This is a genomic window from Capsulimonas sp. (assembly GCF_039929585.1).
Lineage (GTDB): Bacteria > Armatimonadota > Armatimonadia > Armatimonadales > Capsulimonadaceae > Capsulimonas.
The window spans coordinates 1-10978 of sequence record NZ_JBDSQY010000266.1; the positions used below are offsets into that span (position 1 = coordinate 1).

Here is a 10978-nt window from a genome sequence, read left to right on the forward strand (position 1 = left end):
GGGTGGCGCGAAGCGCCGGGGTGGGTCACTCAGGGTCGGCCGAAGCGCCGGGGTGGGTCATAAAGGGCCGGGGGGCATCCGGGCCGCCACTACGAACGCAGTTAAACCTTAGACATAACATAACGGAAACCAACACATGAACACAAAATCACTCTTTATTCTCGCGGGACTCGCGCTCTGCCTTACCGCCCCGGCCATCCATGCCGAGCCCAAAACCACGGACGCTCCCAAGATCACGATCGGAAATATTCCGGCCACGACCGCCAAGAACGACCCGGCGGCATGGGATCTGCTCAAGGCGGCGCACGATTCCCGGCAGACCTTCACGAGCGATTTTCCCGGCCTTACCGCCGATATCACGGTCAACGACAATGGCGACGTCAAGTCGGGAACGATCTCTTACGGCAAGGATGGCGAAGTGAAATCCAATGTCGCCGGGCTGAGCGCCGACGCCAAGGAGTGGTCGGAGGATCAGGCGAGCAGTTTGATCGGTCATCGCATGGGCGGCGACTTCGCCAAGGGTGAGGGCAAGAACCCGATCACCTTCGGCGCGGACGATCACAGCCCGCTGGGGCGCACCGTACAGCTCAACGATCGCATGCAGTCGAACTATCGTGTCCGGGACAACCAGGTGACGGAAGTCACGCGGACGATGGGCGGACAGAAGTTCAGCATCACCATGCTGGGGACCACCACGACGGATTCGGGCAAGTACCTGCCGGAACAATTTATCGTCACATATTTCGATAAAAACGGCGGCGTGGATCATGTGGACGCCTACACGGACTCGTTTGCGAACGTGGATGGTTACTGGCTGCCGGCGACGCGCCGGGTCGTCACCACCGTGAGCGGCGGGTTCCACACACGCATCCTCACATTCCGCAATGTTCACATTCAAAAGCCGTAACCATCCGGCGTTTCGACACGAGGGAGAGACATTCATGAGCCGAGCATCCAATTCGACACAGGACGCGCTGCGCGCCGTGCTCCGCTGGGGCCACGTTCATATCTGCGTTCTGGGTCAGATCACCGTCACCTGCGGCGCCATGCGCCTGTGTTTCGCCACAGTCACGGACTATTTGACCCTCACACAAAAGATGCTCGGCCGATAGAAGTCGCGGATAGTCCTTAGGAAGGCAATCAGTTTATGGGAAGATATCTTGGGCCGGTCGGCAAAGTCAGCCGGCGCCTCGGCATTGGAATTTCGCCGAAGGGCGAACGAATTCTGGCGCGGCGGCCCTACCCGCCCGGCCAGCACGGCCGCAATGAGAAGCGCAAGCAGCCCTCGGAGTATGGGCAGCAGTTGATGGAGAAGCAGAAGGCGCGCTTTTTGTACGGTCTGATGGAGCGCCAGTTTCGGATTCTCTTCCAGGAAGCCGAACGCCGCATGGGAGTGACCGGCGACAATTTACTTTCGCTGCTGGAGCGCCGTTTGGACAATGTGGTCTACCGGATGGGCGTCGCCAAAAGCCGCGCGCAGGCGCGGCAGATCGTGAACCACGGGCATATCACCGTCAATGGACGCCGTCTCGATATTCCGTCGGCGCGCGTCAAGGTCGGCGACAATGTCGCCGTGCATGCGAGCAGCCACCCCAGCGCATTCTTCAAGACGCTCAAGGGCTCGGGAGATCTGATCCGCCACCGCGCGCCCGACTGGCTTGGATTTAACGCCGTCCAGATTGAGGCGACAGTCCTGAGCATCCCAACCCGTGAACACGCCGAACCGGAGATCGATCCACAGAGCATCGTCGAGTTCTACAGTCGATAGGAAGAAGCAATAATGACGCCACAGCAAAACTGGACCTCGCCCGAAGGAATCGGAACGAGCCCACAGCCGCGCCTGCGCGGCCTGAGCCAGGAATTCCCCGACACGATCTATGTGCTTTACGATTCGATGTTCCACCGGCACATCGTGGTCGATGCGATCCCGATCCAGCGCCATACCCCGGAATCGTACGAAGACGGCTTTCAAGGGATGGCGTGCTTTATGGAGTTCCGAGCGGCCGAGGACGCCGCCGCTTACCTGGGACGCCAGGGATCGCCCGGCTTCGAACCGATCGCGATGACCTTCGATGAGGCGCGGCTCGTCGCCCAGGAAAAACTGCCCGAAGGCGGCGCGCTGATGCTGATGGACGCCCCCGAGCGGCCACAGGTCCATTACATCAACTGAATCCAATCCCTGCCCCTCGCCGAGGGGCAGGAATGCCGCCTCTCCGCCACGAATACCCCTGTATCGTTCTCAGAGTTTAAGGGGCTTTCTTAATGGCGGTTTGCGAGATCCAATTCAATGCCGACAACGCGCTGGAGCGCATGGTCAGCGTCAACGTCATTCTCCCGGAGACAGGCGACGGCCCGTTCCCGGTGTACTATCTTCTGCATGGGCTTTCCGACAACCACACGGCGTGGCAGCGTTACACAAGTGTGGAGCGCTATGCGGCCAGCTTGCCCATAATCATCGTGATGCCAGATGGAGACCGTAGCTTCTATACCGACTCGGCGCTGAAACCCAAAGACAAGTATGAAACGTTCATCACGCATGATTTAATCAAACGTGTTGACACCCTCTTTCGAACGATTCCCACTCGCGAAGGGCGTGCGATCGGCGGCCTCTCCATGGGCGGCTATGGCGCCGTGAAGCTCGCGCTTAAGCACCCGGACCTCTACAGCGCCGCGGTAAGCCACTCGGGCGTGCTGGGAATGATGACGCGAAGCCTAAACGGCGATCCCGCCTGGACCAAGGAGTTCTCCGATCTTTTCGGCGCGGACGCCGCCGGAAGCTCGAACGACGTGCGCACACTCGCCGAGAAGTCCGATCCCGCCACTCGCCCGCCGCTCTGGATCGACTGCGGCACGGAAGATTTCCTCTTCGATCAGAACGAGGAGATGCACGCGTACTTCACCCAGCTCGGCGTCCCACACGAATACTTCACCATGCCCGGCGACCACAACTGGGAGTTCTGGGATCAGCAAGTCCGCGTCTCGCTGCCTTGGATTGCGAAGCATCTTGGCATTGGATAAATCCGTCGTGACAGACCAGCCGCTCTTTCTCCAGGTGGAGACGACGGGAACGAGTCTTTGGTACGACCGCGTCACGATGATCGGCTGGGACTTGGGAGGGCAGTACGAAATCGCCTTCCCCGGTTCCAATGACGCGCGATTGGCTGCCGTGATGACTGAGGCGGAGACACTCATCACCTTTGACGGTTTTCGCCTCGATTTCCCGTTTCTGACGAAGCAATACCCTAATCTCCCCCTGCCGGCAAAGCGAATCAATCTGCGCACGCTGCTGCGACGAAAGTACGGAGCCGACAAAGTCCTCGCCATGCGTGAGCATCGCGGGGAGCGAGGCGCTAACCTCTGGTACGCGCACCGGGCCGGCGATCCTGAAGCATTGCGCAGACTGATCGAGAACAACCACGACGCGGTTCAGCAGCTAAAATTGATGTGGGCAGATTGCCTTGGAAGCCCGTCTCAGGAACCAGTCTCGATACTCAATTCCGTGGATGCCCACGCATGGGTCGCGCTGGCCGGCGATCCTGAGCCGGCATTTACATACGATCGTCTCGGTCTCGCCCCCAACCTCCGTGTCGTCGGCATCGACCTGACGGGGAGTGAATCACGCCCCTCGGGATGGTGTTTGATGGAAGGCGCGCACGCCGAGACACGACGCATCAAAACGGACGAAGAAATGCTGCGACGGATTGCCGATGCCGCTCCGGCGCTGGTGTCCATTGACTCGCCGCTGTCGCTGCCGGCGGGACGGCTGCGTGTGGATGACGAAGACCCCACGCGCGCCGAATTCGGGATCAACCGGGAGTGCGAGCGCGTACTGAGAAAGCGGGGCGTCGGCGTTTATCCGCCGCTGCTCCCCAGCATGCAGGCGCTCACGGCGCGCGGGATCGCGCTCGCTCAGCGCATTCGCGATCTTGGCGTCCCAGTCATCGAAGGTTTCCCCGGCGTGGCGCAGGATATTCTGGGCATCCCGCGCAAGAAGGCGAGCGTGACATATCTGCGGGACGGCCTCGCGCGGTTTGGGATTTTGGGAGAGTTTCAGGAAGGGCGCGTCAGCCACGACGAACTCGACGCCATCACCGTCGCGATCACAGGACTGTTCTATCTCGCAGGACGCTATGAAGCGCTGGGTGACGAACAGGAAGGCTGCTTGATCGTACCGTATTTGGGCGAGACGGCGAAAAACGTGATACAATAATATCAGACTAACGCATTGACAATAGGATCGTGAAGAATGACCAGATTTTCGTGGAAGATTGCCGCCTGCGCCGCCCTGGCGCTTGCGTCCTTCCCGCACTCCGCCGTCCGCGCCGCCGATCAGCCGCAAGGAATCTTTATCGAGCCGTCGGACGGCGACGGGAAGCGCGTTTACGTGGCGCCCATGGACGGACAACAGCACGACGTTCCGGAAGGCATGGTTGTCGTCACCGCGCCACCGATCGACACCAAGAAATTCCCCTTCTTCGGCCATCGCAACGCGGCGCTCTGTGAAGTAGCGGACGTCAAAACCGACGCGCCGAAGACCGAGCAGAATGGGCGCACAAGCGTCGCCTACCATCTCACCCTCAAAGTTGTGGAAACCCTGCGTCCGCTCGCACAGCCGGAAACTTCCGTTGAGGTCGATATCGTCAAACCCTCCAACGCGCACTCGTTTCTCAGCCAGTGGCTCCCGGTGACCGCCGGCGCGCAGTTCGTGGCCGCCTTCGACAACGAGCAGTTGCAGGACGCCTTCAATCAGGACGCCTCCTCCGAATCCAAGCAGCTCACCCCACTCGCCTTCGACCGGACGGTCAAGCCGAACTGGCGTGATATGACCCTCTTCAATCAAGCGATTTCGCAGACCACGGCGCCGATCCCCGCAGCGCTGGCGCACCCGGTCCTCACGGGCGCGGCCGGTCATCTGTACTTCCAGCTGATCGACGGCTACAGCAGCAAAGTCTACGGCGTGCGCGTCTTCACGAGCGCCTTCACTCGTTGGCTGCAAAGCGCCAAAGTCCCGGCGTCGGCCAAGGCCGAGATCGTCGCCAACTACCTCAGCACCCCGATCAACGTCACCAAGGCGGCGAACCCCGCCACAAACCGGGCGGTCGCAGTCGCCGGCGCAGCCGCGATCCTCAGCGTCAGCCGCAGCGCCGACAAGGACGCCAAGGACCAGATCGGCGACATGCTGCGCGCCTACTGCGAACTCTTCCTGATGAACGACCGCCCACGCGGCGTCACCGCCTCCGCCCTGTCTCCCGCCGACCGCCGCCAGTTGGCCGCCCTCGCCCAGCGCAAGGCCGGGCCGGAAGAGCGTCCGTACTACGCGGCGTGGCTACGGAGCGGGAAATAGGATTGGCCCCGGCCTTCCACAGCTCCTGAGTGCCCCCTCTCGGCATGACCCAACCCCGGCCGAAGGCCGGGGGTAGGTCACTTGGGACCTCACGCATAAACTCCCACAACCTGCCGCTCCGCCGGCCAGGCGTTCACTGGCGTCTCGGGCTTTGGCGAGAACGAATAGCTGAGCATCTGCGCCCGGTTCCAGATCGCAATTCCTCCGCCCATACGGCGGCACACAACGGTCGGCGGCGAGAAGGCGTGATGCAGCAGCTCCAGTTTAGACGTGTTCATCATTTTCCGATCTCCCTAGATATTCATTGTTCATCAGTTGCGTGTTTGTACCGATATGCTACACGCAGGATATGAAAATGGGATGAAAGCAAAATAATTTTCGCCACGTTTCAGTGTCCCATGGCTCCGGGTAAATACCGTCGAATCTCCACGCCGTATTACGGCGACGGAGCCCGCCGTCTTCGTTTCCCGGAAAGGAACGCCGCATGGAACATGGCGCTGCTGCAACAGCCTGCCCATCTGATCCCGCGCTTGCCCCAGGATCACTCGCTCCCGACTTTCGTCTCTCGCACCCGCGAAACGCTTCTCTCTCGCTCTCCGATCTGCGCGGCCAGCCGGTCGTCCTGGCGTTTTATCCGCCGGGCTGGGACCCCAGCCGGGGTGAACAGATCGCGCAGTACAACAAAATTCTCACGCAGCTGCCCAATTTGCATGCGGAGCTGATGGACTTCTCCGTGGACGGCGACTGGTACGACCTGCGCTTCGCCCGCGAGCAGATGCGTCTGCCGTTTCTCGCGAACCCGTCGCCCCAGCCCGAGATCGCCCGACTTTACGGCGCCGAAGGGCGCGAGGCGCTGTTCGTCATTGATTCCGAGGGCGTCATCCAGTGGAGCTGCTGCGCGCCGGTCGGCATGCCGCCCAAGGCTGAGGATCTGCTGGAGGCGCTGCGGTCAATCGCCCCGCAGCCCAAAGAAGAAACGGCTGCTCCCAAGGCTTCTCGCATGGCGCTGACGCGCCGCGACTTTATTGCGGCCACTCTCGCCACGGCCTTTGCCCTGACGCTCGGCGCGCACGCCGTCCAGGCTGAGCCCGAGGCCACGAAGTTGGGCGCAACGCCCATGGCGCCCGCCATCGGCGTCAGCGGCGGCGACACCATGCCCATCACCCTGACGGTCAACGGCGCGGCGCACGATCTTCAGATTGACCCGCGCGCCACAGTGCTGGACGCGCTGCGCGAACGCATCGGCATGACGGGATCGAAAAAGGGCTGCGATCACGGACAGTGCGGCGCCTGTACGGTGCTGGTGGACGGGCGGCGCGTGCTCTCGTGCCTGTCGCTCGCCGTAGCGCAGCAGGGCAAGCAAATTACAACCATTGAAGGACTCGCTCAGGGAGAGACGCTGCACCCGATGCAGCAGGCGTTCCTGACACACGACGGCTTCCAATGCGGCTACTGCACGCCGGGACAGATCATGAGCGCGGTCGGACTTCTTACGGAGCCGGTCGGGCCGGAAGACGCCGATGTGCGCGAAAATATGAGCGGCAACCTCTGCCGCTGCGGCGCGTATCCCAACATCGTCGCCGCCATTCAGGACGTACGAAAGGCGAACACGAATGCACCCGTTTAGTTATCGCCAGGCAAGCGACGAGCAATCGGCCCTCAGCGGCGTCTCCGGACAGCCCGGCGCCGCTTATCTCGCCGGCGGAACCACGCTGATCGACCTGATGAAGCTGGATGTGCAGAAACCGTCCCAGCTCATTGATATCACGCCGCTCCCATGGACAAAGATCACCGAACTGCCCGGCGGCGGCGTGAGCATCGGCGCGATGGTCCGCAACAGCGATCTGGCGCACAGTGAGATCATCATGACGCGCTACCCTGTACTCAGCGAAGCGCTGCTCTCGGGCGCTTCGCCGCAATTGCGTAATATGGCGACCACCGGCGGCAACTTGCTCCAGCGCACCCGCTGTTATTATTTCCGGGACATCACGACGCCGTGTAACAAGCGCGAACCCGGGTCGGGGTGTTCGGCGATGGATGGCTATAATCGTATCCATGCGATCCTCGGAACGAGCAAACACTGTATCGCCACCCACCCCTCGGATATGTGCGTCGCGCTCACGGCGCTGGACGCCACGATTGTGACTCGCGGGGCGAAGGGCGAGCGGCGTATCCCCATCAACGAGTTCTACTTCACGCCCGGCGACCACCCGGAGCGTGAGAATGTGCTGGAGCCGGGCGAACTGATCACCGCCGTGGAGCTGCCCGCGATGCCCTTCGCCGCGCGCTCACACTATCGCAAGGTGCGTGACCGCGCCTCCTACGCCTTCGCGCTTTCGTCCGCCGCCGTGGCTCTGGACATCCAGGCCGGCGTCATTAAGGGCGCGCGCATCGCGATGGGCGGCGTCGGGACCAAGCCGTGGCGCGCCCTCGATGCCGAAAAGGCGCTGATCGGCAAGACGGCCGGCCCGGACGCCTACAAGGCTGCGGCTGAAGCGGCCTTGCGCGGCGCGAAAACGCACAAAGACAATGCATTCAAAGTGGAGCTGGCGAAGCGCACCGTCATCCGAGCGCTCACCATGGCCGCACAAAAAACGGCGTGAGAACGATCGCGTTTTTTTGGAAGGATCGAAATCGATGAATGAAACCACGGATGCGGCGGTCGGTAAGCCGATGGACCGCGTGGATGGGCGCCTCAAAGTGACGGGCGGCGCGAAGTACGCCGCCGAGTTCCCGCTCCCAAATCTGGCGCACGCCGTCATGATCACCAGCACGATCGCCAAAGGGCGTGTCGCGAAGATGGACACGAGCGCCGCCGACGCCGCGCCCGGAGTCATCAAAGTTCTGACGCCGATGAACGCGCCGAGGCTCCCGAATGACCCCAGCTACAGCCCCGGCGGCGCCAGTGGCCGTCCACAGGACCGCAAGCTGTCCGTGCTGCAAAACAGCGCCGTCTACTACACCAACGAACCGATCGGCCTCGTGATCGCCGAGACATTGGAGCAAGCGATGCATGCGGCGGCGCTGGTCCAGGTCGAATATAAAGAAGAAAAGCCCGCGCTGAACATGGGGCGTGAGAAAAAGAACGCGTACAAGCCCAAAGCGGCGAACCAGGAGCCGACCGACACCCATCGCGGCGACATTGCCTCAGGACAGCGCGACGCCAGCCGCCGTGTCGAGCAAACATACACCACGCCGATGGAAAACCATAATCCCATGGAGCCACACGCCACAACGGCGGTTTGGGACGGCGATGACCGGTTGACGGTTTACGACGCCACACAGGGCGTCTTCGGCGTTCAGAATGTCCTTTCGCGGATTTTCGCTCTGCCGAAATCGAATGTCCGTTGCGTCTCTTATTTCGTCGGCGGCGGCTTCGGCTGCAAAGGCTCGGTCTGGTCGCATATTCCGCTCGCGGCGATGGCGGCAAAGTCCGTGGGCCGTCCGGTAAAGCTGTCCCTGACACGGGCGCAGATGTTCGGCATGGTCGGCTATCGTCCGCAGACCGAGCAGGACTTGATGGTCGCGGCGAAGAGCGACGGCGCGATCACCGCCTCCCGTCACGCCAGCTGGTCGAACACGTCCACGTTCGACGAGTTTGTCGAGCCGACCGCCGCCGTCACGCGCATCCTTTACGAAAGCCCGGCTCAGGAGACTTCGCATCGCCTGGTCCGTCTGAACTACGGCACGCCGACATTCATGCGCGCCCCCGGCGAATCGCCCGGGACCTTCGCCATCGAAACGGCGATGGATGAACTGGCGTACTCCCTCAAGATGGACCCGGTGCAGCTGCGTCTCAAAAATTACGCTGAGGCTGATCCCGAAAGCAAAAAACCGTGGTCGAGCAAATCCCTGCGCGAATGCTACAAAGTCGGTTCAGAGAAGTTCGGCTGGGACAAGCGCATGCCGGAGCCGCGCTCCATGACCGCGCCGGATGGACGATTGCTGGGAATGGGAATGGCGAGCGCGACCTACCCGGTCCGCCGCAGCGCCGCGTCCGCCCTGGCGCGCCTGCTGCCCGATGGAACGGCGTATGTGCAGGCCGGCACCCAGGATCTGGGAACGGGCACCTACACGATCATGACCCAAATCGCCGCCGACGCACTGGGCCTTCCCGTCGAACGCGTGCGCTTCGAACTGGGCGATACGGAGATGCCGGAAACCCCGGTGTCCGGCGGCTCACAAACCGCCGCCAGCACAGGCTCGGCCGTAAAGCAAGCAGGACTCGCCGCACGAGACCAGGCGGTCCAGATGGCGCTCGCCGACCCATCTTCACCTCTGCACGGCATGAGCGCCGCTGATCTCGACGTCAAGAACGGGATGATCTTCGTCAAGGCGCAGCCGGACAAAGGCGAGACCTACGCCGAACTGATCGCCCGGCAAAAGCTGCCCAAGATCGAGGCGAAAACCCAGAGCAAGCCCGGCGAGGAAAAGAACCAGTACGCCATGCACTCTTTCGGCGCCGTGTTCGTGGAGGTTCTGGTGGACCCGGATCTGGGAGAAATCCGTCTCAATCGGATCGTCGGCGCATATGGCGCGGGCAAGATCCTGAACGCGAAGACGGGCCGCAGCCAGCTCATCGGCGGCATTGTCTACGGCGTCGGCATGGCGATGATGGAGCATACCATTCCAGACCCGCGCACCGGCCGGATCGTCAACCGCGATCTGGGCGAATATCACGTCCCGGTCAACGCCGATATTCCCGACATCGACATCACGTTTGTCGATGAAGTCGACACGATCATCAATCCAGTCGGCGCAAAGGGCATCGGCGAGATAGGCATCACGGGCGTCGTCGCCGCCATCGGCAACGCCGTCTATCACGCCACGGGCGTCCGCGTGCGCGATCTTCCGATCACACTGGACAAAATCATTTGAATACCATCACACAATCCATGGAGGCGTCCATCGGCGTCGTGATCCTCGCCGCCGGCTCTTCTTCGCGCCTTGGACAGCCCAAGCAATTGCTGCCCTACCAGGGCCGTACCCTGCTGCGCCACGCCGCCGAAACCGCCGTCGCCAGCGGCTGCCGCCCGATCATCGCCGTGCTCGGCGCGAACGCCGAATCCCTGCGCGGCGAGCTGACCGGTCTGCCGCTCTGGACCGTGGAAAACGAAGACTGGCAGTCAGGTATGGGAAGCAGCATCGCCGCCGGCGTCCAGCCGCTCACCGAACTCGAACACCTCGACGGCGCCATTATCCTGGTCGCCGACCAGCCACTAATCACGCCCGAGTATCTCCGAGATCTCGTGGCCAAATTTGAAGAAACGCTCGCGCCAATCGTCGCGTCCGAATACACGGGGACACTGGGCGTCCCCGCGCTGTTCGCCGAAACGCTCTTCCCAGAGTTGCTGGCGCTTGATGGCGCGGGCGGCGCGAAGCAAGTGATTGCGAAGTATCACGATCGAACGACGAGCGTTGTGTTCGATGGGGGCGCGATGGATATCGATACGCCGGAAGACGCCGAAGTGCTGTACCGCATGGCGGTGGGATAGCGTCCGGTGAGAGACCTATTCCCCTTAATTCACCCGGGTATAAAACCCGGGCCTGGGGAGTCGCTTCGCGACTAGTCGTCCGTTCCGGACGAGGATATTGTTTGCGATTTCCGGCATTTGCGTCCGGGACGGACGCCTA

At 62.1% G+C, this 10978-nt stretch carries 12 protein-coding genes and 1 pseudogene; 12 read left to right on the forward strand and 1 reads right to left on the reverse strand.

The genetic code is table 11. The annotated features are described in order from the left end of the window. Positions 1-136 precede the first annotated feature (136 nt). The 7 genes from ABIZ35_RS20140 to ABIZ35_RS20170 all read left to right on the forward strand — a co-directional run bounded on the left by ABIZ35_RS20140 (position 137) and on the right by ABIZ35_RS20170 (position 5344). Positions 137-907, forward strand: a complete 771-nt coding sequence (locus ABIZ35_RS20140; protein ID WP_348221715.1) for a DUF3386 family protein — start codon at positions 137-139, stop codon at positions 905-907. 34 nt (positions 908-941) lie between these two features. Beyond that, complete coding sequence (locus tag ABIZ35_RS20145) at positions 942-1112, forward strand: hypothetical protein (RefSeq protein ID WP_348221716.1); 171 nt, start codon at positions 942-944, stop codon at positions 1110-1112. Between the two features lie 35 nt (positions 1113-1147). Further along, positions 1148-1768, forward strand: coding sequence for a 30S ribosomal protein S4 (gene rpsD / locus ABIZ35_RS20150; protein WP_348221717.1), 621 nt, complete (start codon positions 1148-1150; stop codon positions 1766-1768). 12 nt (positions 1769-1780) lie between these two features. Beyond that, the gene (locus ABIZ35_RS20155) at positions 1781-2170 is read left to right on the forward strand and encodes a hypothetical protein (RefSeq protein WP_348221718.1); all 390 of its coding nucleotides are present in this window, start codon (positions 1781-1783) and stop codon (positions 2168-2170) included. A gap of 92 nt (positions 2171-2262) precedes the next feature. Then, entirely contained in the window at positions 2263-3018 is a 756-nt protein-coding gene (locus tag ABIZ35_RS20160; protein WP_348221719.1) for an alpha/beta hydrolase family protein, read from the forward strand. 7 nt (positions 3019-3025) lie between these two features. Further along, positions 3026-4210, forward strand: a complete 1185-nt coding sequence (locus ABIZ35_RS20165; RefSeq protein WP_348221720.1) for a DUF429 domain-containing protein — start codon at positions 3026-3028, stop codon at positions 4208-4210. 36 nt (positions 4211-4246) lie between these two features. Next, complete coding sequence (locus ABIZ35_RS20170; RefSeq protein WP_348221721.1) at positions 4247-5344, forward strand: hypothetical protein; 1098 nt, start codon at positions 4247-4249, stop codon at positions 5342-5344. Between the two features lie 89 nt (positions 5345-5433). Here ABIZ35_RS20170 and ABIZ35_RS20175 read toward each other — a convergent pair whose 3' ends face one another. After that, positions 5434-5625, reverse strand: coding sequence for a hypothetical protein (locus tag ABIZ35_RS20175; RefSeq protein WP_348221722.1), 192 nt, complete (start codon positions 5623-5625; stop codon positions 5434-5436). Positions 5626-5828: 203 nt separating this feature from the next. Here ABIZ35_RS20175 and ABIZ35_RS20180 point away from each other — a divergent pair. The 5 genes and pseudogenes from ABIZ35_RS20180 to ABIZ35_RS20200 all read left to right on the forward strand — a co-directional run. Continuing rightward, positions 5829-6221, forward strand: a pseudogene (locus ABIZ35_RS20180) (redoxin domain-containing protein); the annotation flags it as partial. Between the two features lie 123 nt (positions 6222-6344). Then, complete coding sequence (locus ABIZ35_RS20185) at positions 6345-6971, forward strand: (2Fe-2S)-binding protein (protein ID WP_348221726.1); 627 nt, start codon at positions 6345-6347, stop codon at positions 6969-6971. Further along, complete coding sequence (locus ABIZ35_RS20190; protein WP_348221723.1) at positions 6958-7947, forward strand: xanthine dehydrogenase family protein subunit M; 990 nt, start codon at positions 6958-6960, stop codon at positions 7945-7947. The genes ABIZ35_RS20185 and ABIZ35_RS20190 overlap by 14 nt, the downstream gene beginning before the upstream one ends. 34 nt (positions 7948-7981) lie before the next feature. Further along, positions 7982-10222, forward strand: coding sequence for a xanthine dehydrogenase family protein molybdopterin-binding subunit (locus tag ABIZ35_RS20195; protein WP_348221724.1), 2241 nt, complete (start codon positions 7982-7984; stop codon positions 10220-10222). Next, on the forward strand, positions 10219-10839 hold the full coding sequence (locus ABIZ35_RS20200; protein WP_348221725.1) for a nucleotidyltransferase family protein: 621 nt from the start codon (positions 10219-10221) through the stop codon (positions 10837-10839). Before ABIZ35_RS20195 ends, ABIZ35_RS20200 begins: the two co-directional genes overlap by 4 nt. The last annotated feature ends 139 nt before the right edge of the window (positions 10840-10978 follow it).

What these genes read in the sequence shown, in the direction of transcription:
- ABIZ35_RS20140 (WP_348221715.1), top strand. Translation starts at nt 137, where the DNA reads ATGAACACAAAATCACTCTTTATTCTCGCGGGACTCGCGCTCTGCCTT.
- ABIZ35_RS20145 (WP_348221716.1), top strand. Translation starts at nt 942, where the DNA reads ATGAGCCGAGCATCCAATTCGACACAGGACGCGCTGCGCGCCGTGCTC.
- rpsD (WP_348221717.1), top strand. Translation starts at nt 1,148, where the DNA reads ATGGGAAGATATCTTGGGCCGGTCGGCAAAGTCAGCCGGCGCCTCGGC.
- ABIZ35_RS20155 (WP_348221718.1), top strand. Translation starts at nt 1,781, where the DNA reads ATGACGCCACAGCAAAACTGGACCTCGCCCGAAGGAATCGGAACGAGC.
- ABIZ35_RS20160 (WP_348221719.1), top strand. Translation starts at nt 2,263, where the DNA reads ATGGCGGTTTGCGAGATCCAATTCAATGCCGACAACGCGCTGGAGCGC.
- ABIZ35_RS20170 (WP_348221721.1), top strand. Translation starts at nt 4,247, where the DNA reads ATGACCAGATTTTCGTGGAAGATTGCCGCCTGCGCCGCCCTGGCGCTT.
- ABIZ35_RS20175 (WP_348221722.1), bottom strand. Translation starts at nt 5,625, where the DNA reads ATGATGAACACGTCTAAACTGGAGCTGCTGCATCACGCCTTCTCGCCG.
- ABIZ35_RS20185 (WP_348221726.1), top strand. Translation starts at nt 6,345, where the DNA reads ATGGCGCTGACGCGCCGCGACTTTATTGCGGCCACTCTCGCCACGGCC.
- ABIZ35_RS20190 (WP_348221723.1), top strand. Translation starts at nt 6,958, where the DNA reads ATGCACCCGTTTAGTTATCGCCAGGCAAGCGACGAGCAATCGGCCCTC.
- ABIZ35_RS20195 (WP_348221724.1), top strand. Translation starts at nt 7,982, where the DNA reads ATGAATGAAACCACGGATGCGGCGGTCGGTAAGCCGATGGACCGCGTG.